This window comes from Undibacterium sp. FW305-107, from assembly GCF_058788535.1.
The window spans coordinates 45,089-68,700 of sequence record NZ_JBYTAV010000001.1 but is presented as its reverse complement, the minus strand read 5'-3'; the positions used below and the strand labels follow the sequence as shown (position 1 = coordinate 68,700).

Sequence of the window (23,612 nt, the reverse complement as noted above, 5' to 3'; positions counted from 1 at the left end):
ACACAACGGTATCGTTCAGTCTAGTTCTGAGTCGTCATTTATTTAAATTTTGTTTCAACTTGAAACAGCTTTGCATTGTTGTAGAACGAGAATGTGCTTGTCCGCTGGAGTAGTTCTTGATGGCAGTATGCGTCTGGGAATGTTGGGTTGCAGCAGAATGAAACAGGTATGGCAGAGCTACTTTCTGGCACACAAGGTAGTTTCTGGTGATGCTCAAAATTAATGCATTAGAAACGCTTTATGTGAATAATCCGGCTGCATTATGATAATAGTGCGTTGATGATGGACATGAATCAGTTTTTCTGCCTGACATGCATATAAGAAACCTGCTCGCTTCGTGTACGGCGTTCATCCACCAATATTGAGGTGTACCGTAACATGATCAAAAATAGTTTCGTTTGTTATGATAGATTATCTTTTTTGAATACTTGTGAAGCATAACGCAAATAGCCAGCCTGACAAGAAGCACCCTCGCAGCATCTGGGATTTTTGGAGAAAGTAATGCTACCCATCATTGTTTATGAAGTCCCCAATTTTTCCTGTGACATCGCGCCTGTTGAGCAAGTGCTGAGCGTCAAGATCATGGCGCAGTCCAGCTTCAAATTGGAAAACGGCATGACGCTGGTGCGCTGTCTTGCCAAGCCGGAAGCGTTTGTGGTCAGCAAACCTGCCATTGTGCAAGGCAAGGCTTGCGTGTTTGACGAGGTGAGTCTCAAATGGGAAGACCGGGCCTGGCATTTCCGCGAAAGCGAAAACAAAAAATATGCAGCCCGCATCAATAGCAAAGGGCAATGCCCTTCCCTGGATTATCGTGAGCAGTTTTACCCCGGCCAGCAATGGACAGAAATCTATCCGGACATAACGCTGGAAGCTTCCATGGAGATCAAGAATCTGGCGGAACTCAACGGAGTAGCTCTCTTGCGCAAGGCCGGTTTGCCGTGGGAGCGTTATAGCCGCAACTTCGAAGATCAATCCAGGCTGCATATAGAGGCCGTACATGCGGTAGCCGCGGAGAAATGTCTGGACGATTGGGATCGCATCTGGCCCTTTAATAAGCCTGTGCAATGCTACCGCGCGGTTCTGACCCGGGATTTTTCTTATGTCAAGTGGATGACGTTTGCCAGATACCAGGATGGAAGCATTCGTTTCAAAGGAACCAGCTATATCATCGCTTAAGATGTTGGCAGTATGATCGCCGCCGTTCTGTGGGTAGGAGCGGCAAAGCAGCAAGATGCTCAAGTTCAACGCAAACCCCATCCATCCCATCTGGCATGTTGCCGTTGGGGCAGGAGTAAAGCTAAAACCAGTATTGCACACCTGTAACAGACTACAGCAGACAATTGCTGACCATAAGTTAAGACAGGCGTTTTGATTGTGTTTTGATCATGTAGAATAGGCAAGGATATTGCATCAACCGTGCAAGCCGCTGTGGCTTACCTTTCTACGATGTCATCACCCTCAAGGAGCGTCCCCATGTCTTCTTTTCCCATCCAGTCTTCTGCACCCATCACCATCATCAATAATTCGCCTGCCAATAACGACAATGTCTGGGTGACGGTATATGGTAGCCTCATCATCAACCCCGGCAATAACCAGACCCCGGCACAGGGCACCAATTATTATCTGGTGCCGCCAGCAGCAGGGCAGACGCAAGTGGTGCCGACTGCCGTGACTGATCTGTCGCCGCCAGGGCCTAATTCGCCAGATGGCGTCATCCTGCCCAGTTATACACTCACGCAATGGGGCAACAACCTGAGCCTGCCTGCGCCCACCTATACGGGTGATGCGAACGGTAATAATAACCAGCAATATTCGGGACGCATTCTGATTTCCGTCGGCGCGCCCGCGCAGGCCCAGGTGTCGTTCACATCAACACCGGCCTCGGTATCGTCGCCCAGCCCGGCCAGCGCGCAAGACCCAAGCACTGGCACGTTCTATGATTTTCTGGAGTTTACCGTCGCGTCGAATTCCAATGACAGCATCAATGTCGATATCGATACCTCGCAGGTTGATGCCTTTGGCTTGCCCATGCAATTGCAGTTCTTCAAGGATGCTGCGGCCACGCAGACTTACAATGACAATTTCACGGGTGACACCACCACAGGCAGCGAACAGGTCACCGGCCTGGGTAACAGCACTGGCCTGGGCCAGGGTGTGCCTGTGACTGGCAGCGGCATTGCGGCGGGTAGTGCGGTGGTCAGTGTGCCAACGGGTGCCAACCCCGCCAGCATGACGCTGAACCTGCCAGCCACGGCTACTGCCAGCGGCGCAGCGCTCACTGCCGTCCTGGCCGGGCCTGTCGGCGTGGTCGGTGTGCGCGATGATATTTTCAACGGCACAGACATGAGCAATTTTGCGACCTTTATCAAGGAGCAAAGCAATAAAACCAATGCCAGCCTGTTTCTTGAATGCCTGGCTGCGGTGCCGATGCGCATCGTGTCGCCGAAAGACATTTGTGAAAACCCCTCCATCGCCGCCACTGACCCTTTGAACAATTATTTCAATGCCCAGGTCGATAACTTTTTCTTGAGTTATTTCACCAGCCCTGCGCAGGCAGGCGCGGGTGTGCCTGCGAATGGTGGCGGCAACACCTTCAGTCTGCAGTCATCTGCCTATGGCCAACCATTAACTTATAGCGGCAGTGTGGTGTTGCAGGCAGACGGCAACTATGCATTGCAACTGGCAGATGCCAGCAACACTGACAGCAGTACCTATACGATTTATTATCCATTCTCGACACAAAATACGCCGGTAGCGTATACGCCTGCTTTCCCCCTCGCTGCGCCGCCTTCATGGATCAGCGCCGCCATGGCCAAGGAATCTGCTTCGCAAATGATCTTTGCCTGCGATGCGGTATTTGCCGACAATACCCTGCGTGGTTTGAGCGGTACTGCACTGGCCGTGCAGGGCGATCTGGAGAACTCGATTTCTGCCGCCTTCAACCGTGGCATCATCCTCAATGACCCATCCACCTGGGGGGACAGCACGACCTGGTATCCCGATGCTCAGCCTTTCAATTACTGGGTCAAATACTGGCACCAGAATGGCCTGACCGAAAACGGCCTGGCCTATGCCTTTCCGTACGATGACAAGTTTGGCAGCAGCACCAATATCCAGCAGAGCAGTGTCGGCAATATCAGCATCACCCTCAGCACCTGGGGCAGCACGCCCATGCCCACCGTGACACTGACAGCACCCAACAGCGGCACGCAAGGTGGCAGCCTGCAACTGGCGGCAAGCGTTTCTGGAGGCAGCAGCAGTACAGCACCAACTGGCAGTATCAGTTATTTTATTGATGGCTGTGTCATGACGGATGTGGCTGGCAGTTCTACCGTTGTGCCACTGGTAGCAGGCCAGGCAGCGCAGAGCAGCTTCAGCGTGCCTCCTTTACCCGATGGTGCTTATACCCACAGCTACACACTCACGGCAGTGTATTCGGGCGATGCCAATTACCAGCCTGCCGTGGCCAGCAGCACGGTGCAGTTGATTGGCCCCAGCGGGGACTTTGCCGTCAGCCTGAACCCGCCGCAATTCCCGGTCGGTACCAACGTCAGCGTCACCGTCGTGCTGCCTTTGACGACCGTGGCAGGCACGCTGGCACTGAACCTGCTGGACTCCCTGCAAAACATTGCTGCCAGCGTCGCTGCTACCACCGTCAGCAGCGTCACCAATGTCATCCCGTTTGATATCCCGGCCAATGTGCTCAGTTTTACAGGCGTCGTCGCCAACGGCAATAACCTGATCGAGAATGTCAGCAGCACCAATAACCTGACACCGGGGCAAGTGCTGACTGGCACCGGCATCCCGCCGGGGACCACGATAGCCTTGTTCAACCCGACAACGGTGACCATGAGCACGAATGCCAATGCGGATGCGACGGGGGCATCCACCAGCGTCACGTCAAATGCGGCTTCAGTTGGTTATGCGATACAGGCTGTGTATGTGCCTACGGATGGCAGTGCTACCTTGACAGGGCAGATTAATTTTTCGTTTCAGAGTTAGGGAGTAACGCGCAGGTTGGGCCGGCCTTGCGCTGCCCAACCTGCTGTTAATGCAATCTGGTTCTCCGCTGTTTGCAGCAATGCCCCTGTCAGTCAATAAAACTCTCGCAAAGGAAAATCATAAAAATATGTAAAGAATATGCAGGTGAAATTATCTTTTTGATATTGTTAATAAGTATACTTATGCCTCATGCTGTCAGAGCTTGTTGTTCGGCCCAGGTTTGTCAATAAACAGGCTGATCAAGACGGACAAACGGTCGCGGTGTGAACTACCCTGGTGACGGCACCCACGGCTTTTATATCCTTAGAGCGCGTAGTCACTTGTTTGACATGGACGAATGGCTGCGCCATATGCTCATTGCGTCAAGCGAGTGTCAATTGATCTGTCCACGGCAGCATTCCAAGGAAACCAATATGAGCTCAGCAGCATCCACACCGGCGAGTTTTATCCTGCAGTCTTACAATGTCTTCAATAATAATATTGCACAGTCGCCCAACAATATCCTCAATTTTCTGCAAGACTACCGGGGCAAGGTGATAGATTCGGCACAGATTACCGAGCAAACCAGCCAACAACAATTTCTTTCGCAGACCGACAAGACTAATTCATCTATTGAAACAAAATCGAGCTTCGCTGTCTCCGTTGGTATAGAAGGCAGCTACAGTTTCTTCAGCGGTTCTGTGCAAGCTAACTTCAACAAGGAAACTTACCAATCATCTACCGCATTCAATTTTGGTTTCGGAGCCATACTTAGTTGCGGCAGCGTTTATTTCAATCACAGCAGCGATGTGAAAGTGATCAAAAGCTATTTGACCAGTGAGTTGCTCGCAGACTTGGAAGGTATAAACTCTTTGGCGAGCGCTGCCAAATTCACCGATCATTACGGCACGCACCTCGTCCTGGGTGTCTACCTCGGTGGCGCACTCTTTGTCAGCATCTCTGCCAATACCACCAGTGAAAGCAGCAAAACCAGTATGGAACTGGCGGTTACTGCACAGTATAAAAGCGTCGCCAGTGTAACGGCGACGGCAAAGGTCACCAGCAGTCTTGAGAGCACTTATAAAACCGATCAATATCATTCTGAGGTTAAAGCCATAGGCGGCAGCAGCGCTGTTGCCGCCAATCTGGATGTGAATGATCCCAAAACCTATGCTGCCTGGGCTGAAACATGCACTGCCAGTACGGTATCAGGCGTCAGTCAGAGTAAGGAATTCTGGGAATTGGCAACCGCTGGCAGCACCGCGCAAAAATTCCTGCAGCTCTATGTGCAATTGAAAGTCTTGATGCAGAGTATCAATTATCCATCCTACTTCTCCAGCACGATCAGTGTCCAGCCTCGCCAGGAAAATCTGGTGGAAGTCACTGTTGGCCAAGACTACAAAATCATATCTGGCGGTGTTTCGGTAACGACGGGCAGCCCCAACTATTTGTTGGGTTGCTACCCCAGCCTTGACCAAAACAATAACATCACGGGCTGGACAGCAGCTTCGCATGATCATAGTTTCCCTGCCGACCCTGGATCCCAGACATTGACGTCCTATGCAGTTGCCATCTATGACCCAAGCAACTTGCTCAAGGTCAGCCTCGCTAGCGCCAGCGGCACTAATCCAGGTGTTGGGGGCGACACTGCCACGGCTGCAATCGTTGATAGCTTCATCCTGACAGGCGGCGGTGCAAAAGCCAACTGGACCGAGGGTGAATGCAAATTCCTGATGCAAAGCTACCCGAATGGTGATGTCAGCGCCAAATCCTGGACAGGCATGATCCATGACTATGGATCTGCAGCCCGTAACGTGCCGCTGACGGTATATGCAATTGGCGTGTATTCAGAATATCTGAGCATCACATCGCAAATTACTAATCAACCAATCTATAACGTCCAGCATGGCAATGCCGTGGCAAAAGCAGTCACTGCGATTGCAGGTGGTGGTGTCAGCGTCAGCAATGTCAAAGGAATGGGTAACCTGGTCCAGAGTAATGCCCCTTCGTCTGCGCAGACCTGGTCTGAATATAACTCCGACATGGAAGGTAATGTGTCACCGGGCACTGCCACTGCCTATGCAATCCAGTTGAGCGCCAGCCTGCGTGCTTAAACCCCAATCAGGCAAAACTTTGCGTGACTAAAGATACGCCATGCACACTGCTCGTGGTGTGCATGGCGTATTGATGTCATGGTATAGACCAGATGTCAGGCACCAGTGCCAGGCAACCTTGAAGTAGCCGCTTCATTCCTGGTACATTGCTGTTCAGGTGACGACTGTCATGCCATGTACATGGCTGCAATAAGTGCGTCAGACTTACGACGCTACGCTTGGTCAGTTCAACACTGAGCCTCAGTAAACATGCACGTCATTCTACTTGCATCACCCCACTTCGATTGCTATCGTTTCATGCATGCGCTGATGCCATGAACGGTTTTTCCGGCATCAGGCAGATCCGCTTGTGCATGGTCGCAAGCTTTGATGAACGGTGGATAAAACAGGGGTGTGCAGGCTCCCACCAGATTGTGTTGCTGATGTTTTACACAATGCCGCTCCGGCCAGTGCGCCGGACTTACACCAGACTTTATGAAAAAACTACATCTGAAAAAATATCTCGGCGGTTTCAGCTTGTTGCTGGCCATAAGCGGGACAAGCCAGGCAGCAGGCTGGCAATTGACTGATCTTGGGGCCTTTGAATCGGGTACCAGCGGCGGCTATGCCTTGACGGCGGATGGCCGCGTTGGTGGCTTGTCAGCAAGGGCCGATGGCTTGCCTTATCCATTCCTGAGCCAGGCAGGCCAGCTTGCTCCTATAGGTAGCACCACAGGCGTGGTGCTGGTCGCCAACAAAAACGGCCTCGCAGCAGGCCGTATCACCAGTGCTGATGGTTTGCGTATAGAGCTTGGCATCTTCAGCGGCAACAACACGATACCGCTAGGTGGCTTTGGTGGTGGCTACGTCGAAATCAACGGCATCAATGATAATGGCCAGGTTGTAGGTTACGGCGTCTTTTCTAATTATAACGAGCACGCCTTTGTCGCCACCACAGCCGGGCTGGTTGATCTTGGCACTCTGGGTGGTCGCTTCAGCAGGGCGGTGGCAATCAATAATGCAGGTGCAATTGTTGCCAGTGCCAGTAATGTGAAGGGACAAACTCGTTGTGCCTTGTCTTATGGCGGTGGTTTGACAGACATAGGGGCATTGTCAGCCAATGGCAGTTGTGTGCCAACGGCGATCAACTCTTCTGGCATGATCGTGGGTGGTTCAAATAATGGCCAGGCGACGCATGCTTTTTTATATGACGGCCGCCAGTTTTATGATCTCGGCACTCTTGGGGGCAACACCAGTACAGCCATTGGCATCAATGACCTGGGTCAGGTCACAGGCACAGCCAATATTGCCAACGGTGACAACCGGGCCTTTTTATATGCCGCAGGCGGCATGCGCAACCTGGGCATGCCCGCTAGTGCCGCAGGCAATAGTTATGCCCGCGCCATTAATAGCAAGGGCCAGGTGATTGGTTATTACACACTCAATAGTGATCCCAATAAGGTACGCCGTGCCTTTTTTTACAATGAGGGTGTGATTGCCGACGTCACCAGCCTCGCTGGCGGCCTGAGTGACATCGACTACACCAGCCTGCGCATCAACGACGCAGGCCAACTGGCTGGCACAGGCAAAATCAATGGCGTGCAGCGGGCATTTTTATTGACGCCGCAACCTTGAGTTAGAACTTTTAAGAGGGGATAGCAATCGACTCTGGGACCAGGTTTGGAGTCAGAGTCGTTTGCCAAACTGCATACCTGCGCTTTGTTTTCTTGAACCTTCTTTCATTGAAGGTAAGGGGGAAGTAAAGTCAATTTTAATTACGCTTCTTCGCAAAGACATATGCCTGGTTCTTGCTCCAGAATTTGTTTCAGATCGCGATTTAATTTTTCGTAGGCAGTCTTGGTATCGAGCTTGCCCAGCATTCGTAAAAAGTTTGATTTGAAAAAGAAAAAAGGTACTTCCACTTCTGTAAAGACATGCCAGACTATTTCTGAATTGTCCGGGGGTAGGGCAGGGTCGAGATTTTCAGATGATGTTTCGGTGAGTATGGAGCCGCAGCCTGCCCAAAGCAAATAGCTGTCACGCTTGCACATGACGCACCAGCCCCAGTCTTCTGCAATCAGTTCGACATTTTCGTAGCCTAGTGCAATAAATTTCTGGCAGAGCCACTGACCAAGCTCTTTTCCGTAACACCCCGGATTGGACTCTCCATCTTCATCGGGCTGGATATTAAAAAGCTCGGATCGAAACCAGTATTTTGTATCCATGTAAACTCAATTGCTTATCTTGTTGAGAAGATGCAGACGATATTATTTTGCAGTATTAGCAATCCGGCAGTGGTAAAACTGCGATATGGACAAACTTTTTTCTAGCACCCGCAGATATCTGTTAAGGCCAGTGCCAACTGTGATTTCGCTATCGGCGAAAGATTCCCCTCCATCAGAACACGGTGCAGTCCTGTCGCCAGGATGGTCCTTTTTACAGTAACTGAAATCTTGCGCTACCTCTTGCATGACGGGTGTCAAGTCTGCCTGTACTGCAGACAGTGATTCGGGATAATGCCCTGTTCTTGATTTGAATTTTTCCAGTGCGGCGAGTGTGGCAGTATATGCTTCTTGCGTTCTCTTATAGAGTCTCAGGCTTGCGCGGCAGGGGTCTTCCTGCCCGGGTTGGGGTTGGTGTAAAAAACAGACGGCGGCATAGTGATCATGGGCTTGCGCCCGTGCGTGCTGTTTTTCAAATTCTACAGCTTGCCAGTAGATACGCTCTGCCTGCTTGCTGCGGCAGGCAAGCACTTCGACCGGAACGGGTTTGACACTGATGCAGAAACCGAATATTGCGGATTTTTGTATTGCAACCCAAGTCTGGGCAGCTAATGGGAGAATGTCCTTTTTCCACGGTGAGCAGACAGCCTCGCCACCGCCACTATCCGGCACGTTATAAGTCAGGCTGTCTGCCTCGCTTCGGGCGATGGTCGTCGTGATTTCTTCCGCTGGAAGCAGGCTGTCAATCAGGAACATGCCAGCACCCAAAACAAGAAGGACAAGCAGGGCTTTCAGGCTGGAAGACATAGGTGCAGAGCGGTGAGGTGAGAAGCCGGAAGCTGACTCACGGCTTCATTCACATGACTAATGGGCCGGGCCACCGCTGTTACCATAGTCATTACTTCGCGCCCTGCAAAGTCTTCTTCAAGAATCCCACGGTCGCAGGCCAGGCTATGGTCTGCGCTTGCCCGTCTTCTTTGGCATTGCCGCCCATGGCAAATGGTGCGCTGTAATCATTGGGACTATAGCCATCACCACCGACCAGGTGCCCGGCCTTGGGGAAGGACAGCAATTCAGTTTCCAGCCCGGCGGCCTTGCGGCTGGCGACGATGTTGCTGGCCATCCCGGCGGAGGGCCACATCTGGTCGTCACCGCCAGCGATCAGCAATAGTTTGCCCTTGAAGTTTTCTACCGCGATGCGGGCAGCTTTGGCGCGTTCCGGGTAGACCTTGCGGCCTTCTACGTAGATATGGGCCAGCACGGGCGGGGTAGTGGCAAAGGCTTTGTCCAGCCCGGCATTGGGTGTAAAGGGCAAAGTCTTGCCCTGGTAGCTGAAGCTGCCGTAGCGACCTGCTTCAAGCAGCCTGTCCATGGCGAAGCCTTCCCACACCAGGTCACTGGGGGCAATGGCGACGACAGATTTGACCCATGGGAACAGGCTGGCTGACAGCAGGGCCATTTCGGCTCCTTTTGAACCACCCATGAGGGCAATGCGCTTGCTGTCTATGTCATCACGTTTGGCGAGGGTCTGGTACAAGGCATCCAGCCCATCAACGGGGATGTCGATAAAGTCTTTGGGCAAACCTGGCACTTCCTGCCCGCGCGGGGTATTCGGTGAGTAGTAGGGGTAACTGACGGCGGCAAAGCCACGCGCTGCCAGTTTGGGCCCAAAACGGCGGCCTGCAGCATCACCACCCTCAGAGCCGCTCAGCAAGATCACCACTGGTAATTTGCTGTCTTTGGGGGCATCTGCAGGCAGGTAGATTTTGGCGCCAGTGTGCCCGGTGACCGGTTCAGTCTTGATACTGACGTTGGAACTGCGCAGGGCAAATGTCATTTGCGCCAGGATTTGCTCACCTGAAACGGCACTCAGGCGTACTTCGGCTTTCTGCCATTCTGTGTCGACTTTGTTGCTGGTCTCCATAGACCAGAACAGACCTGCTGCATCTACACCGGTATACCTGCCAGCTAGCGATGGGGTGCTGGCCAGCGCGATATTGCCATGCGCATCGGCACGCATTTCTGCATTTGACATATGGATGGGCGCATTGGGCGCAAAACGACGCTCGGCAAGGATGTTGATCGTTTGGCCAGGCTGCAAACCGCTGAGCGTAATACCCAAAGGGTCACCCGACAGCGCAGGGTTGCTGGCCGTCATGCTGAATCTGGCTTGCGCGCTGGCATCTGATGCAATGAATGCCGTGAATGAACTAAGCAAGAGCAGGCTTGCCAATGTTCTGGACAGCAGGGGGCTGGTTTGCTTATGAAGAGTCATCTCTTGGTCTCCAGTTTTGTTTTTTGAATAATAAGAAGACAGGACTATAACCAGACTTGGATGGAGTGTGCAAGTGTTTGTCTGTGGTAATCGGTGATGATTTTTACCATGTCAGATGTTGTGAGAGAATAAGACCATCATCAAGCCAGTGACATCAACAATCAATCAACATGTGCATCAATTTCACTTCCACGCCGCAAGAACGCATGAGCCACTTCAAAGCCAAAGACAAGGGAATAGGCCCTTGGAGTACAGAGGTATGGCAAGACTACGACGCCCCCATCATCGTGCATGATACCGATGGCAATCGTCAGGCACTGCTGGGTGCCTACAGCATGATACCCAAGTCCAAAATGCAGCCCGGCGTCAAACGCTTTTCTACCATGAACGCCAGGGCAGAGACCTTGGGCGCGCTGCGAAGCTATGCCCCATCCTGGCACAGCGGCAAACTCTGCCTGGTGCCCATGCAAAACTTCTTTGAACCCAATTATGAAAGCGGCGAGGCAGAACGCTGGCGCATAGGCCTCATCGAAGAACCTGATTTTGCCGTTGCGGGCTTGTACAAGGAATGGCCGCAGGAAGACGGCAGCGTCAGCTATTCCTTCACCCAGATTACCATCAATGCTGACGAGCACCCATTGATGAGCCGCTTCCACAAACCCGGCGAAGAAAAACGCTCGCTCGTCATCGTGCCGCCTGAAGACTTCGACGACTGGCTATCCTGCCGCGACCCGGAATTCGCCCGCGCATTCTTGCGGCCTTATCCGGCAGATCGCATGTTTGCCGAGTTTGCACCTAAGCCGAAGGTGGAGAAGGTGGCGAAGATCATCAAGCCGAAAAAGCCGCAGATTATTGTGCCTGCTAATCTGGATTTGTTTGATTGAAAGTAGCAGATCATGACAATCGACGAAGTTAACCAACGCAAACCACGCTGCAATCAATGTGCCTGTTCTTCCGAACTTGTCTGGGTCAAAGACGATGCAGCCAGGGCATCTTTGTATGCCAAGGTCGCAAAAGCTGATTTTCTGGGCTTTGTTCCTGCAATACGGACGATGACTTCATGCTCTATCGGCGAAGCCAAGGCCACCTTCATGCATGTCGCCTTGCCGGGACGCCGCTGCCACTGGTGTAAGTCTGCATTGGGTGAGGGCGCAATTGTCGATTGCCAGCGCTGCAAGTCGGTTAATTTGGTGTGGGAAGCGGCAGATATTGAAACCGTGCCAGAGACTAATCAGGAAATCGCTTAATTTATGACGATACAATCAATTGCTTTTGATCCTGAAAGGCACGAATCTGGCAGCCTGCGTGAATTATATCGTGCGGTGTATGAATATGAGGGCGAGCAAATCTGGCAAGAGGTTTTCCTGGCCAATTGGGTAGCACTTGAGCCTGCCGGACAATATTTCAGAGAAATCCGTGATCGGGTTTGCAATATGAATCCCTGGCCAGAATTGCTGGGAGGTGAGAGCATGAATCTGTATTGCGCTTCACGCTTGAGCGATCTGATGTTGCTGTCCTTTCAGCCTGGTGATCTTGATTGTGACGGCATCGGCACAACAATTGAAAACTATGCAGAGTTATTCACGCACCTTGGTTTTGATTTGACGGAACCCAGACAATTTCACGCATTTTCATGTGAAGTTGTGGAGGTCGTTCAAAGTGACGATGCCGCTACGGAAATAATTGAAATACTGTGGCCAGCCGTCATGCTGGGCAATATGATGCTTGCCCGCGCCGGTGTCAGGGTGAAGGCCCCCAGTCATATACTGACCAAAGGCATCGCAGATCGTTCATGTCTGTATTGGACGTATCGCAGAAAATATCGTCATGCGAATGACCTTTCCCATGGATGGGGCGGTAATTCACAATGGGGTACAGATTTCCGGCGAGATTTTGACCTGGGTGATCGTTATGCTTACAACGTCGATGGTGGTTCAACGATTGTCGATTTGCGTCATCCGATACCCGAGACTGAGGTTATGGAGGATATAAGCACACCAGACCGTATCAATTTGTTAAAGCATCGCTGCCTCACAAATATTGTCCGTGATAGTGATACGGATTATTGGCCGTATTATGATTATTACGAAGAAGAAAAATAGGCTTGTCCCTATTGACTGAGCATTGTGGCACTACACCAATCCCCCCGCCAACCCCACAAACGCATCCACCAGCGGCGACACCTCGCCCTTGCGCTGCGCCAGCAGTAGTGAGGTGGTCGCCCCCGCATCAGCAATAGGCCGGTAGCAGATACCATCAAAATGAATAGTGTAGAACGAGCCGGGCAGGATGGAGATGCCGCAGCCTGCGGCCACCAGGCCTATGATGGTGGAGGCGTCATTGGCTTCTTGTGCGATTTTTGGGGCAAAGCCTGCGGCGTGGCAGAGCCGCAAGATATGCGGGTAAATGCCGGTGCCTGCGCTGGGTGGGTACATGATGAAGGGTTCTTGTGCCAGGTCTTTCATGGGCACTTTTTTCTTTTTTGCCAAAACATGGGTGCTGGGCAGCACGGCTACCAGCGGGTCTTCACGCAGCTTGCGAAAGCGTAGTGGTGAGGATACGCCGCGTGCCAGTTCGCCCCCTTCTGGCGGGCGTATGAAGCCGACATCAAGGTGATGCTGGCTCAGTGCTTCGAGCTGCTTGTTGGTCGCCATCTCGCGCAATGTCAGTGTCACGTCCGGGTATTGCTGGCGGTAGCTGTTGATGACGGCGGCAAACAGCGGTGTGAACGGGGTAGAGAAAGTAAAACCTATGCGCAGCTCGCCCGTCTCGCCGCGTTGTGCACGGCGGGCGTTTTCGCTGGCTTGCTCGGACAGGGCCAGGATATGTCGTGCATCTTGCAAGAACAGCTTGCCTGCTTCTGTCAGGCGCACCCAGCGCTTGCTGCGTTCAAACAACTGCGCACCGACATCGGCTTCCAGCATCTGTATGGCATGGCTGAGCGGTGGCTGACCTATGTGCAGACGTTCCGCCGCACGGGTGAAGTGGAGTTCTTCGGCGACGGCGATGAAGTATTTGAGGTGGCGGAGTTCCATTTTTATTTTGGTGTTTGCAAATGAATTTCTGAAGGAGCGCGATTTTTCGTAGGTTGGGCTACGCTTTACCAGCCCAACACTGGGCCGCAACAAACGTATACGTTATTCAAGCGCCGAGTGTTGGGCTGGTAAAGCGTAGCCCAACCTACAGGAGTGAACTTTATTCGTTAATCAATCATCTAAAAAATGTATTACTAATGACTTAAATATATATTGGACGCTATAAAAGCGCAAATATAAGATGAAGGCTCCTTGATCGTCCAGTCTCGCCATCATGACCGTCGCCAGCACTATCCCGCCGCAGCAAATAAGCCAGCCAGCCCGCATCGCTGCAGGCACGCCAGCATTCCGGCATATCACCCGCGCCATGATCTTTGGTGGCTTCTCTACCTTTTCTCTGTTGTACAGCATGCAACCGCTGATGCCTTCGCTGGCTTTGCAATTTGCCCTGAGCCCGGCGCAAAGCAGCTGGGTCTTGTCGATTTCAACTTTATCGCTGGCGTTCTCTTTGCTGATCAGCAGTGCCATTAGCGAGCGCATAGGTCGCAAGCCCATGATGGTGGCGGCGCTGGCACTGGCGGCGATAGCCACTGTGCTGTGTGCTCTGACGCAAGACTTTAGCCAGTTGTTGCTCTTGCGCGGCTTGTTGGGCTTTGCCCTGGGTGGCATGCCCGCAGTGGCGGTGGCTTATATGGGAGAAGAAATCGAGGCAGTTGCCATGGGCACGGCTGTGGGCCTGTATATTGCAGGCAGCGCCATGGGTGGCATGATAGGGCGCTTGCTGTCTGCGCTGTTAAGCGATCACTTTGGCTGGCGTACGGCCATGGCGGTGATCGGTGTTGCTGGCATCTATGCGGCGTGGGAATTCTGGCGCAGCCTGCCGCTGGCGCGCAATTTCAAGCCCGCTGCAAGGGTCTGGGGCAGCCTGCACCAGGGCCTGCGCCTGCACCTGGCCGATGGTGGCCTGTGCATGCTGTTTTGCCTGGCCTTCATGCTGACGGGCTGTTTTGTCAGTGTGTACAACTACATAGGCTACCGCTTGCAAGGCACGCCGTTTGGCTTTAGCCAGAGTACGGCGGGCGCGATTGCCCTGCTGTATGTGCTGGGAATGGGCAGCTCAGTCTGGGTAGGGCGGCTGGTAGACCGCATAGGCCGCCGTGGCGTGTTGTGGGTAGTCTTGCTGGTGATGATGGCGGGCTTGCTGCTGAGCCTGTCGAACTCCCTGTTCATCATGATCCCAGGTGTGGCTTTGTTCACCTTTGGCTTCTTTGCGTCGCATTCAGTCGCCAGCAGCTGGGTGGCCCGCCGTGCGCAAGGCTACAAGGCGGTTGCTTCTGCGATCTACCTGTGCTTTTACTATCTGGGTTCCAGCCTCATCGGCTCTTTCACCGGTGTGGTGTGGGCCAGCCACGGCTGGGCGGGCGTGGTCATGCTGTTGGGTGGCATACTCAGCGTAGGCTTGATGATTACCCTGCGCCTGCGGACTTTGTTGCCTGTGGTGACCGCGGTGTAGGCGGTGTCATGGACATGTGTCAGTTCGGACAAGCAAAGACCGGTCGCATGACTGGTATCGTTGTAATGGCTGACGTTGGTGACGACGTGCAGTATGCGTTTGGTCTTCATAGGCTTTGTCATGCTGGAGATGTTCAACCCGGCGATGTTCAACCCAGCAGCGCGAGCAGGGCATGGGCCACGGCAGCAGAACTGGCTGGATTTTGTCCGGTAACCAGGTGTCCGTCCTGCACCACATGGGGTTGCCAATCGGGGCCTTTTTCGTAGTGGCCACCAAGCTGCTGGAATTCGTCTTCGATCAGGAAAGGTACGACGGCAGTTAATCCCACGGCAGCTTCTTCGCTATTGGAAAAACCAGTTACCTTGCGACCGGCGACCATTGGCTGCCCGCCTGCGCCACGTGCCTTGATCAGTGCCCCTGGCGCATGACAGACCAGTCCAAGTGGCTTGCCGGCACGGTCGGCAGCTTCGATCAAGGCAATCGATGCCGCATCATTAGCCAAATCCCACAATGGACCATGACCACCTGGGTAGAAGACAGCATCGAAGTCGGCCAGGGTGATCGACGCAAGCGGCAGCGTCGACGCCAATTGCAATTGCGCTTTTGCGTCTTGGCGAAAGCGATTGGTTGCATCGGTTTGTGCACCAGGCTCATCGCTTTTAGGGTCGATAGGTGGTTGACCTCCAGTTGGTGAGGCCAGAGTAATTGAGGCACCCGCGTCCTTGAATACGTAGTAAGGAGCTGCGAACTCCTCAAGCCAGAATCCGGTTTTTTGACCAGTATCACCAAGGCGGTCGTGTGAGGTCAAGACAAGAAGAATTTTCATGATATTAACTTTCCAAAATATTGTGTGGGGGGACAGTAACTGCGGTCAACCTGAAGTAATATTGCCAAAATTGCTTATTTCAACTTTGCCAGCAATGCTTGTGCAGCCTGTACCGCTGACGCCGGGTTCTCGCCAGTAATCAGTTCGCGGTCAACAACGACCTTCGGCTCCCAAAGCTTGGTGTTGCTGGCATATGCTGCACCTGCTGCCTGTAGCGCATCCTGTGGGTAGAATTTCATGCTGCCGCCGTGTAGCGATGCTTTCGCTGCTTCTTCTTCCAGATTGCTGATCACGGTCATGTTGTAGCCCTTGTAAATCCAGGTGGATGTGCTGGCCTTATCATTGGCAGCCATTTGCCTGGTGAACCCGGCAGCATCGTCCAGGGTTGACAGTAGTGCGATCGGGCCGTGGCAAACTAGTGCAGTCGGTTTGCCTTGCTGGTGAAAGTGCTTGAGCAACTTACCCAGCGCGGTATTCGACAACAGATCCTGCATCGGTGCGTGCCCGCCGGGGATGTAGACTGCATCGAACTGCTGGTAGCCCAATTGTTCGACCCGTCCCAGACTGATGACCGGGGAGCGTTTGGCGTCAGTGAGGCCCAGCTGCTCCAGCACTGCCTGGCTCTTTGCCAGTGCATTGGTATCGCCGCCATAGTACATGGGGTCTACCGAGGACTTGTCCAGGGAGGGTGCCAGGCCCTTGGGCGTTGCAAATGTCAGTTGATGGCCTGCTGCACGCAGTATTTCTACCGGCTGTATCAGCTCGTTGAGATAGAAACCGGTCTCGAATGTCTTGCCATCCTTGAGATCAAGATGATTTTCATCTGACAAGACCACAAGGACATTGGCCGCCTGGGCAGCGGTGACGATCATGCCGGAAGCGATGAGGGCAAAGAGGGTGGATCTAAAGCGCATAAGGTACTCCTGATTCATTGATGTGGGCCGGAACAGTTGTCGTTCCGGCTAGTGGTGGTATGCCGCTACTTTATTCCATACTCCGTCAGTGATAAACTACCCGCCAACCAATTCATTTTTGCTCTGGAGGATAAAGTGAGTCGCAAGTTTGATCACCTTCCCGACGTTGAAACCTTTGTAGCCGTGATGGAACATGGTTCTATCACTGCTGGGGCGGTGGCACTTTCCACGACACCGTCGGTAGCAAGCAGGGCTATCACCAGGCTTGAGGCCAGGCTGGGCACGCAATTGCTCAGACGTACCACACGCCAACTGAGCCTGACTGATGCGGGCAGGCTGTATCTGGAACAAGCACGGATCGCACTCTCGATGTTTGGTGAGGTCGAGCGTGCGATTCAGGGGCAAGATGGTGAGCTGACCGGTCTGGTACGGTTGAGCGCGCCCACCACTTATGGGCACTATCGCCTGCCTGCGAAGCTATTGCATTTCCATGAGCTCTACCCCAAAGTGAAAGTCGAATTGCATATTGGTAACCGCAATGTTGACCTGGTGGCCGAGGGCTTTGACATGGCGATCCGGGTTGGTCATCAGCCTGACAGCGGGTTGGTCGCACGCAAGCTGGAAGACGCACCAAAATGCCTGGTGGCAGCACCATCTTACCTGGCGCGTGCCGGACAACCGGCAAGCCTGCAAGACCTGGCGAGCCATTCCTGTCTGTCGTTCCTGATGCCAAGCACTGGCCGTACCAACTCCTGGGTATTCCGCTCAGGTGATGAAGAAATTGAATGGCTGCCACCTGCCGCCCTGGTGGTCTCGGAGGACATTTTGGGCGTGGTTTCCCTGGCAGAGCAGGGCTTGGGACTGTGCCAGATCTATGACTTCATTGTGCAGGAGCGCATACGCAGCGGCAGACTCGTGGAAGTCTTGCCAGAACTGCGTGGCTATAGTGGCCGCTTCTCGCTCATTTACCCACCACATAAACGCCTCTCGGCTGCGTCGAGGGCAATGATAGAAATATTGTCTAAAAACGAGGAATGATGGCATGGTGAATAGCAGGACTATCTGCACCACCAGACTTGATCAGTTAAGCAGCTTGGGCCCTGAAGCAATCCAGCAGGCCTTGCAATAAGCATGACACGCGCCAATACAAGCACGCTTGCAATGTGGATTGCGAAAAAAATTGTGGCGACCTCTTACAAGCCCGAATGTTGCCGCACCATTTTCAGTTTTTCCGACTCCGGCAGGTTTCGCTGCATGGCATAAATCTGCTCTGCATCCTGGCCTGCGAGATACATCACCTGGCCGGTGCCATCGGTTGCTGCCGTGAAGATGACTTCCGCAATCGAGGCGGCAGTGGAGTAATTGCCGCGACGGTTGCCCATCGCTGTCATGACCTTAGACACGGTGTCGCTATATGCGTTGCTACTTTCATCGAAGGTGCGTGCCAGTGACCTGCCGGTGAATTCGGTCGCTACTCCGCCTGGTGCAATGAACTTGGCGCGTATGCCTAGCGGTGCAAGTTCAAAAGACAGTGATTCTGTGAAGCCCACCACGGCGAACTTGGTCGCGTTATACAGCGAGAACAGGGGCAGGGTGATCAGGCCGCCAAGTGAGGCAACATTGATGATGGCACCGCTGCCCTGACGCCGCATGGCTGGTAATACTGCACGGGTGACTGTAAAAATGCCGTCCACGTTGGTGGCAAACTGATGGCGTATCTGTTCATCGGTGGCTGTTTCGAAAGGGCCGAACAAGCCATAACCCGCATTGTTGATGAGCACATCGATCTTGCCGAATTGCTCCAGCGTTGCCGCGACTGCTGCTGCGACTGAGGTGGGATCCGTGACGTCCAGCGGCAGCACGGTGACCCCCGGGCGCTTCGCCAATTCGGTTCCATCGGCGGGTTTGCGCATGGTGGCAACCACGCGCCAGCCGCGTTCAGCGAATAGATGTGCGGCAGTCTGGCCTATGCCGGATGAGGCACCTGTAATCAGTACGACAGGGGAAGATTCAGTAGACATGGCATTGCTCCTTTTAGCAAAAATGTCAGATAAAGAAATTACACAAAACTAAAAGCTCAACTGCGGATACCGTTCCAGCAGAGCTGGAAGGCGATCTCGCGATTTTCTTCAGAATCGGCGATCGTCCCCGCCCGCATCATGCGCGCAGTTTCGCGGATAGAGCCTATAAAAATCGAAGACAGGAAGGGGATAGGCACAGCCTTCAGTACTTCTTCTTTTTGACCTTCAACGACGATGTGCATCAAGCCTTCACCAAGCTGACTGGTATAGGCCTTGCTCTCTTCACTCATGAAGGACGAGCCAACAAATTGCTCCATGAAACTCACCTGCTCGTATTTGCCCAGACGGTGATCAAGCATCCTGTGCCACAAGCTGCGTACGCGCCCTTTGACCGGCATCGTCGGGTCTATCCCGTCACCATAGAAATCAATGGCTTCGCGCTTGGCGTGCCGATACACCTCATTGAACAGCGCCTCTTTGTCGGCGAAATAGACGTACAGCGTGCTGGTGCCTATACCCGCTGACCTGGCGATGTCAGTCAGGGTCAGTCCGAGCAGGCCACGTTCGGTGGCAAGGCGGCATGTCGCCGCGATGACTGCATCCAGTTTTTTTTCGTCTTTAGGTTTCATAGAATGAATAATAACCGAAAATATTTTCGTTTGTAAATACTTTTGTTGAATTTAATTTCGGCGAAGCAGATGATGGCTGCGGGCATTCGTCTGCCGCCGGCTTGCTTGATCAATATATGCAAGTCAGCGTTTGCCCCTTATCACCTGACATCCATGATTTTGATCCCGCTCCTCTATGAAAGGCCATGCCGCCGTATCAATGCTGATGTGCATGTTTAATGCATAATTTGAATTAAAAATACCTATTTGCCATCTATTGATACGGAGCTAGCGATTGCTGCCAGGAGGTATGGCGGTGGCCTGCGTGAGTATTATCCAGGAAAATTAGCTTTTTAAGAGAATAAATATTCGCTTAAATTTAATGCTTGTGAGAGCCAGGCAAGGTATGCAGATTCAGGCACCAGGTGGCAGGCTTATCGCAGACCTGGTTTGCGATGTGGTGGATGTGACTTGGGAATAGGTATGACCAGCAGCAGATATGGCGCAGCTACACCAGATTGTCATACCTGCGGCATTGGCTTCGTGCTCAATCGCTGGCACGTTGAGCTAAGCACGCTTGCATGGTCTTAATCTGGCAACAGCCGTGAGAAACGGAAATCACAGTGGCTCGCACCACCAGCCAGGGTTTGTGTTCTTTCCAAACGTATGCCTCGCGCTGCATAGGCGACGAAATCCAGCCCGCAAATATTTGGCAGGATTTCTTTATCCCCATGGCAGGCCGCGAATTTGCAAAAACCGCAGGCTTTGTAGTTAATACCGAATTCAAAATCGTCACCCGGGCCTGGTGCTACGAAGTCGTAAACAAAATCCTGCGGAAACTCTTGCTGATGATTTTCTGTCGCGCTTTGCGCAGCCTGCTCGCGCAACAAAGCCTGGTTCTCTGCTGACATGAATTGCTGCCCTGAGGCCATGCGTTCTGCTTCTGCCACGGTGAGCAATTGCGCCTGGTAGGTTTCTCGCTCAATGTCGCCGATGACGGACAGCGCCACGCCATGCCGACGGAGCACCCGGCTGATGGCAATGAAGCCCAGCAGGCGCATGAAGAAATCGCTCATGCGACTTGCCGCGCCGCCTACATAAGGCATTTGGGTGAGCACGATGTCAAATTCGTCCATCACCTCTTGCCTGATCGCATCAATCGCATCAATGTCGGACAGGTGCGCACGCTCACGCAACATCGCTTCGGCAAGGTCGAGGCGATGGCGCATGGCTGCCTCCATTGCAGCGCGATGTGATTCGTAAAAAGGATGGGTGGTGGGATGGATGATCTCAGCCATTGAATACCTCTCTCAGGCAATTGGTGTAATGCAAAAATGCTCGTCTGCTGATGCCGATACAATGCCGATAGTGTGCTTACACTGCAGGAGGCAGCATGCCAGCATATCCGGCAATATTGATGAGTTCTAATGTACCTAGCTTAGAATAGCAGCATTCACGAAGCGCAGACAAAAGCTGGGCATGAAATTAATTCACTGAGCATTTCACCAAGGAGTATCAGGCATGGCAAAGCGAACCGTAATCATCGCCGGTGCTACCGGCATGGTGGGGAAAGAGATTCTTGCAGGATTGTTGGCTGACGACAGCGTGGCCGAGGTGCACAGCCTTGGCCGCAGGCCGCCCGCGATACAGCATCCCAAGCTGAGGGCGCATGTCCTCAGTTTCGCCAGTTTGCCAGATTTACCGCAGGCGGATGAAGTGTATCTGGCGCTGGGCACGACCATCAAGGTCGCCGGGAGCCAACAGGCTTTCCGTGCCATAGACTACGATGCTAACCTGGCTGTTGCCGTTGCAGCGCAGGCTGCAGGCGTCAGGAAGCTGGGGCTGGTCAGCGCCATGGGGGCAGACGCCAACTCTAAGGTTTTCTATAACCGTGTCAAAGGCGAACTGGAAGATGCGCTGCAAAAAATGCCGTTTGAAGGGGTGGTCGTCGTCCGTCCTTCCCTGCTGGTCGGCGACCGCGAAGTGTTAGGGCAGCCGGAGCGGCGTGGAGAAAAGCTGGGGTTTGCGCTCAGCAAGGTACTCGGCTTTCTCATCCCTGCCAACTACCAACCTATCGCGGCGGCGGCTGTTGCCAAGGCGCTGTTGACGGCTGTCCCGCAGGCGCAAGGCAAAACTGTCTTGCTTTCCGGTGCCATGCATTGAGCCTGGTGCATCGTTGCTTACCGTAACATGATTACCGATTAACTGGCTCTTTCCAATTGCTGCATCAAACCCAGTCTGTCTATCTGTACCCAGGCCTGGGCGATCTTGCCATCCATGATCCTGTAAATCACATTGCCCTGTTGTGTCACGGCCTTGCCAGTTGCTGTGAAACCGGCAAACGGCGCGTTGTGGGTGGCCGTGAAGCTCCACCTGACTGCTACCCGGTCTGCTGCGCCAAAGATATCTTCAATCACAAAGTGCACATCCGGGAAGGCTTTGCGCAAGCCTGCGATGTTGGCGGCAAACTCGACCTGCCCATGTTCGCCCCGGTTGCTGCTAAAGTCAGTGGCGATCAGTTCTGACACAAGATCAAGCTTGCCGGTATTGAAGCAGTCTTCATACAGGCGGCGCACGAGTTGCAGGTTTTGTTCAATCTGGCTTGTTGTCTTCATCTTTATTTCTCCAAAAATATACAGGCTTGAATCCAAGTGGAGAGTAGTGTAAAACCTCAACTTAACTTGAGGTCAAGGAGAATTTGCATGGCAAGGATCAATCCGCAAGATATAGGCAAACCGCTGGCTGTGGGCGAAGTGGCAGCGCGCAGTGGCGTGGCTGTCTCGGCCATCCATTTTTATGAAGCCAGAGGGCTGATACACAGCCAGCGCAATTCTGGCAACCAGCGCCGTTGTGCGCGCGATGTCTTGCGCCGTATTGCCGTCATCAAGGTGGCGCAACGCCTGGGCATCTCGCTCGCCTCCATACAGGCTGCCCTGGCAGAACTGCCCGAAGGCCGCACACCCACCGTCGCCGACTGGGCCAGATTGTCCAAACGCTGGAAGACTGAACTCGATGAACGCATCAGCCAGCTCATGGAATTGCGCGAACAACTGGGCGACTGCATAGGCTGCGGCTGCCTGTCTATCAAGGCCTGCAAGCTGCGTAATCCGCTGGATGCTTTGTCAGAAGAGGGGACGGGGGCGAGGTTGTTGGGTATAGAATCATCATGATTGTGATGATCTACATAAAGAGAATGAAATACATCAATGACAAAAAAAGACAAGCAGGAAAATGATGTTGCGCTAAGCGGCAAAATCACCCCCGTCGACATCAGAAACTTGCGCAGCAAGGGGGCGATACATGAACTCAAGCTCTCCAAACTGCCCACGCTGACAGTCAAACTGGCGCAAGCTCTGCCAAGCTTGCAATCAGTAGAACAGCTCTGGCTATGGTGCGATGTCACGCGCAAAGCCATGTGCCATGTCATAAAAACCCCAGGTTTGCGTGTGCTGGACATACTCGATATCAAAGGACCAGGAAAGATGGGCAGCTTTGCTACAGCATCTGATCTGGCGATCGTACGGGCGAATCTTGGTTTGTCTGAGGATGACGTGACAAGTATCCTGCAGGCGCCAGCGCTCAAAGAACTGGGCATGCAGGGCGCAGACCTGTCGCCAGGTGTTATTGCTGCGATGCTGGCCCATCCATATCTGGTTGCGCTGGATATGGAAGGAACAGCATTTGATGATGTTATGGCTGAAGCATTGAGTACCAGCACGCAGATTCACACGCTGGATCTGGGTAATACAAAAACCACAGGTAGGGGACTTGCGCATCTGTGCCGCATGACGCAGCTCAGGTCGCTGGATTTATGGGCAACGCAAGTCATGCTCGATGATCTTGATTTGCTCACACAACTGCCACATCTGGAATATCTGTCACTTGGTAATTTTGATGATCAGCCAGGCTTTGACGCGACAGAACTTATCCCCAAGCTGGAAGTGCTTACTTCGCTGAAAAACATCTGGCTGGACGGGATCGATTTTGATAAGCAACAGGCCGCGCGTTTGCGTGAAAAGACAGCGCGTGTGAATATTACTTGTGCGTAGAGAACGCTGATTCGTTTATAGTGTGAATGGAAAACGCGCCAGAATCGAAAAACTCTTTGTTGCGGGGGAGGTGAA

Annotated in this window: 22 protein-coding genes; 12 read left to right on the top strand and 10 right to left on the bottom strand. The window is 53.1% G+C overall.

Annotated elements, in window-relative coordinates; all coding sequences use genetic code 11:
• Positions 1 to 501 precede the first annotated feature (501 nt).
• The 4 genes from AC3WQT_RS00305 (at position 502) to AC3WQT_RS00290 (ending at position 7,709) form a co-directional block, all read left to right on the top strand.
• Positions 502 to 1,176 (top strand): hypothetical protein, encoded by a 675-nt coding sequence (locus AC3WQT_RS00305; protein WP_492701106.1) that lies wholly within the window; start codon positions 502 to 504, stop codon positions 1,174 to 1,176.
• 297 nt (positions 1,177 to 1,473) lie between these two features.
• Complete coding sequence (locus AC3WQT_RS00300) at positions 1,474 to 4,002, top strand: beta-1,3-glucanase family protein (protein ID WP_492701104.1); 2,529 nt, start codon at positions 1,474 to 1,476, stop codon at positions 4,000 to 4,002.
• A 413-nt stretch (positions 4,003 to 4,415) separates the two neighbouring features.
• Positions 4,416 to 6,095 carry an MAC/perforin domain-containing protein gene (locus AC3WQT_RS00295; protein ID WP_492701102.1) on the top strand — a complete coding sequence of 560 codons (1,680 nt, stop codon included), beginning with the start codon at positions 4,416 to 4,418 and terminating at the stop codon, positions 6,093 to 6,095.
• 474 nt (positions 6,096 to 6,569) lie between these two features.
• Positions 6,570 to 7,709 carry a hypothetical protein gene (locus AC3WQT_RS00290; RefSeq protein ID WP_492701100.1) on the top strand — a complete coding sequence of 380 codons (1,140 nt, stop codon included), beginning with the start codon at positions 6,570 to 6,572 and terminating at the stop codon, positions 7,707 to 7,709.
• Positions 7,710 to 7,849: 140 nt separating this feature from the next.
• Here the strand turns inward: AC3WQT_RS00290 and AC3WQT_RS00285 are convergent, their stop codons facing one another.
• From AC3WQT_RS00285 to AC3WQT_RS00275, 3 genes are all read right to left on the bottom strand, one after another.
• A complete protein-coding gene (locus AC3WQT_RS00285; protein WP_492701098.1) occupies positions 7,850 to 8,299 on the bottom strand; it encodes a hypothetical protein in 450 nt (149 codons plus the stop codon).
• 42 nt (positions 8,300 to 8,341) lie between these two features.
• Positions 8,342 to 9,052 (bottom strand): hypothetical protein, encoded by a 711-nt coding sequence (locus AC3WQT_RS00280; protein WP_492701096.1) that lies wholly within the window; start codon positions 9,050 to 9,052, stop codon positions 8,342 to 8,344.
• 142 nt (positions 9,053 to 9,194) lie between these two features.
• The gene (locus AC3WQT_RS00275) at positions 9,195 to 10,571 is read right to left on the bottom strand and encodes an acyl-CoA thioester hydrolase/BAAT C-terminal domain-containing protein (RefSeq protein ID WP_492701094.1); all 1,377 of its coding nucleotides are present in this window, start codon (positions 10,569 to 10,571) and stop codon (positions 9,195 to 9,197) included.
• A gap of 170 nt (positions 10,572 to 10,741) precedes the next feature.
• On the opposite strand from AC3WQT_RS00275, the gene AC3WQT_RS00270 reads away from it, so the two are divergent.
• Genes AC3WQT_RS00270 through AC3WQT_RS00260 form a run of 3 tightly spaced genes read left to right on the top strand, consistent with a single transcriptional unit; the run spans position 10,742 to position 12,673 of the window.
• Entirely contained in the window at positions 10,742 to 11,455 is a 714-nt protein-coding gene (locus AC3WQT_RS00270; RefSeq protein ID WP_492701092.1) for an SOS response-associated peptidase, read from the top strand.
• Positions 11,456 to 11,467: 12 nt separating this feature from the next.
• Entirely contained in the window at positions 11,468 to 11,818 is a 351-nt protein-coding gene (locus tag AC3WQT_RS00265) for a hypothetical protein (protein ID WP_492701090.1), read from the top strand.
• Between the two features lie 3 nt (positions 11,819 to 11,821).
• Positions 11,822 to 12,673: a hypothetical protein gene (locus tag AC3WQT_RS00260; protein WP_492701088.1), complete on the top strand. Its 852-nt coding sequence runs from the start codon at positions 11,822 to 11,824 to the stop codon at positions 12,671 to 12,673.
• 30 nt (positions 12,674 to 12,703) lie between these two features.
• On the opposite strand, the gene AC3WQT_RS00255 is transcribed toward AC3WQT_RS00260, so the two are convergent.
• Entirely contained in the window at positions 12,704 to 13,606 is a 903-nt protein-coding gene (locus AC3WQT_RS00255) for a LysR family transcriptional regulator (protein WP_423009683.1), read from the bottom strand.
• Positions 13,607 to 13,880: 274 nt separating this feature from the next.
• Between AC3WQT_RS00255 and AC3WQT_RS00250 the strand changes: the two genes are divergently transcribed.
• Positions 13,881 to 15,119: an MFS transporter gene (locus AC3WQT_RS00250; protein WP_492701085.1), complete on the top strand. Its 1,239-nt coding sequence runs from the start codon at positions 13,881 to 13,883 to the stop codon at positions 15,117 to 15,119.
• A 148-nt stretch (positions 15,120 to 15,267) separates the two neighbouring features.
• Here AC3WQT_RS00250 and AC3WQT_RS00245 read toward each other — a convergent pair whose 3' ends face one another.
• Both AC3WQT_RS00245 and AC3WQT_RS00240 read right to left on the bottom strand, forming a co-directional pair.
• Positions 15,268 to 15,945, bottom strand: coding sequence for a type 1 glutamine amidotransferase domain-containing protein (locus AC3WQT_RS00245; RefSeq protein WP_492701083.1), 678 nt, complete (start codon positions 15,943 to 15,945; stop codon positions 15,268 to 15,270).
• Positions 15,946 to 16,019: 74 nt separating this feature from the next.
• Positions 16,020 to 16,859, bottom strand: coding sequence for a type 1 glutamine amidotransferase domain-containing protein (locus tag AC3WQT_RS00240; RefSeq protein WP_492701081.1), 840 nt, complete (start codon positions 16,857 to 16,859; stop codon positions 16,020 to 16,022).
• Between the two features lie 135 nt (positions 16,860 to 16,994).
• Between AC3WQT_RS00240 and AC3WQT_RS00235 the strand changes: the two genes are divergently transcribed.
• Complete coding sequence (locus AC3WQT_RS00235; RefSeq protein WP_492701079.1) at positions 16,995 to 17,897, top strand: LysR family transcriptional regulator; 903 nt, start codon at positions 16,995 to 16,997, stop codon at positions 17,895 to 17,897.
• A 155-nt stretch (positions 17,898 to 18,052) separates the two neighbouring features.
• Here the strand turns inward: AC3WQT_RS00235 and AC3WQT_RS00230 are convergent, their stop codons facing one another.
• From AC3WQT_RS00230 to AC3WQT_RS00220, 3 genes are all read right to left on the bottom strand, one after another.
• Positions 18,053 to 18,880: an SDR family oxidoreductase gene (locus AC3WQT_RS00230; RefSeq protein WP_492701077.1), complete on the bottom strand. Its 828-nt coding sequence runs from the start codon at positions 18,878 to 18,880 to the stop codon at positions 18,053 to 18,055.
• Positions 18,881 to 18,936: 56 nt separating this feature from the next.
• Positions 18,937 to 19,509 carry a TetR/AcrR family transcriptional regulator gene (locus AC3WQT_RS00225; protein WP_492701075.1) on the bottom strand — a complete coding sequence of 191 codons (573 nt, stop codon included), beginning with the start codon at positions 19,507 to 19,509 and terminating at the stop codon, positions 18,937 to 18,939.
• Between the two features lie 566 nt (positions 19,510 to 20,075).
• Complete coding sequence (locus AC3WQT_RS00220; RefSeq protein WP_492701073.1) at positions 20,076 to 20,786, bottom strand: L-2-amino-thiazoline-4-carboxylic acid hydrolase; 711 nt, start codon at positions 20,784 to 20,786, stop codon at positions 20,076 to 20,078.
• A gap of 223 nt (positions 20,787 to 21,009) precedes the next feature.
• On the opposite strand from AC3WQT_RS00220, the gene AC3WQT_RS00215 reads away from it, so the two are divergent.
• Positions 21,010 to 21,651, top strand: coding sequence for an NAD(P)H-binding protein (locus tag AC3WQT_RS00215; protein WP_492701071.1), 642 nt, complete (start codon positions 21,010 to 21,012; stop codon positions 21,649 to 21,651).
• A gap of 38 nt (positions 21,652 to 21,689) precedes the next feature.
• Here the strand turns inward: AC3WQT_RS00215 and AC3WQT_RS00210 are convergent, their stop codons facing one another.
• A complete protein-coding gene (locus tag AC3WQT_RS00210; protein WP_492701069.1) occupies positions 21,690 to 22,103 on the bottom strand; it encodes an ester cyclase in 414 nt (137 codons plus the stop codon).
• 87 nt (positions 22,104 to 22,190) lie between these two features.
• Between AC3WQT_RS00210 and soxR the strand changes: the two genes are divergently transcribed.
• On the top strand, positions 22,191 to 22,658 hold the full coding sequence (soxR, locus tag AC3WQT_RS00205; RefSeq protein ID WP_492701067.1) for a redox-sensitive transcriptional activator SoxR: 468 nt from the start codon (positions 22,191 to 22,193) through the stop codon (positions 22,656 to 22,658).
• Between the two features lie 36 nt (positions 22,659 to 22,694).
• Positions 22,695 to 23,537 carry a hypothetical protein gene (locus AC3WQT_RS00200; protein ID WP_492701065.1) on the top strand — a complete coding sequence of 281 codons (843 nt, stop codon included), beginning with the start codon at positions 22,695 to 22,697 and terminating at the stop codon, positions 23,535 to 23,537.
• The last annotated feature ends 75 nt before the right edge of the window (positions 23,538 to 23,612 follow it).

Bases quoted from the DNA above. Each gene is read 5' to 3' on its own strand.
- AC3WQT_RS00225 (WP_492701075.1), bottom strand. From the start codon at position 19,509: ATGAAACCTAAAGACGAAAAAAAACTGGATGCAGTCATCGCGGCGACA.
- AC3WQT_RS00245 (WP_492701083.1), bottom strand. From the start codon at position 15,945: ATGAAAATTCTTCTTGTCTTGACCTCACACGACCGCCTTGGTGATACT.
- AC3WQT_RS00250 (WP_492701085.1), top strand. From the start codon at position 13,881: ATGACCGTCGCCAGCACTATCCCGCCGCAGCAAATAAGCCAGCCAGCC.
- AC3WQT_RS00220 (WP_492701073.1), bottom strand. From the start codon at position 20,786: ATGGCTGAGATCATCCATCCCACCACCCATCCTTTTTACGAATCACAT.
- AC3WQT_RS00260 (WP_492701088.1), top strand. From the start codon at position 11,822: ATGACGATACAATCAATTGCTTTTGATCCTGAAAGGCACGAATCTGGC.
- AC3WQT_RS00285 (WP_492701098.1), bottom strand. From the start codon at position 8,299: ATGGATACAAAATACTGGTTTCGATCCGAGCTTTTTAATATCCAGCCC.
- soxR (WP_492701067.1), top strand. From the start codon at position 22,191: ATGGCAAGGATCAATCCGCAAGATATAGGCAAACCGCTGGCTGTGGGC.
- AC3WQT_RS00305 (WP_492701106.1), top strand. From the start codon at position 502: ATGCTACCCATCATTGTTTATGAAGTCCCCAATTTTTCCTGTGACATC.
- AC3WQT_RS00200 (WP_492701065.1), top strand. From the start codon at position 22,695: ATGACAAAAAAAGACAAGCAGGAAAATGATGTTGCGCTAAGCGGCAAA.
- AC3WQT_RS00300 (WP_492701104.1), top strand. From the start codon at position 1,474: ATGTCTTCTTTTCCCATCCAGTCTTCTGCACCCATCACCATCATCAAT.
- AC3WQT_RS00270 (WP_492701092.1), top strand. From the start codon at position 10,742: ATGTGCATCAATTTCACTTCCACGCCGCAAGAACGCATGAGCCACTTC.
- AC3WQT_RS00290 (WP_492701100.1), top strand. From the start codon at position 6,570: ATGAAAAAACTACATCTGAAAAAATATCTCGGCGGTTTCAGCTTGTTG.
- AC3WQT_RS00275 (WP_492701094.1), bottom strand. From the start codon at position 10,571: ATGACTCTTCATAAGCAAACCAGCCCCCTGCTGTCCAGAACATTGGCA.
- AC3WQT_RS00265 (WP_492701090.1), top strand. From the start codon at position 11,468: ATGACAATCGACGAAGTTAACCAACGCAAACCACGCTGCAATCAATGT.
- AC3WQT_RS00280 (WP_492701096.1), bottom strand. From the start codon at position 9,052: ATGTTCCTGATTGACAGCCTGCTTCCAGCGGAAGAAATCACGACGACC.
- AC3WQT_RS00295 (WP_492701102.1), top strand. From the start codon at position 4,416: ATGAGCTCAGCAGCATCCACACCGGCGAGTTTTATCCTGCAGTCTTAC.
- AC3WQT_RS00255 (WP_423009683.1), bottom strand. From the start codon at position 13,606: ATGGAACTCCGCCACCTCAAATACTTCATCGCCGTCGCCGAAGAACTC.
- AC3WQT_RS00240 (WP_492701081.1), bottom strand. From the start codon at position 16,859: ATGCGCTTTAGATCCACCCTCTTTGCCCTCATCGCTTCCGGCATGATC.
- AC3WQT_RS00210 (WP_492701069.1), bottom strand. From the start codon at position 22,103: ATGAAGACAACAAGCCAGATTGAACAAAACCTGCAACTCGTGCGCCGC.
- AC3WQT_RS00230 (WP_492701077.1), bottom strand. From the start codon at position 18,880: ATGTCTACTGAATCTTCCCCTGTCGTACTGATTACAGGTGCCTCATCC.
- AC3WQT_RS00215 (WP_492701071.1), top strand. From the start codon at position 21,010: ATGGCAAAGCGAACCGTAATCATCGCCGGTGCTACCGGCATGGTGGGG.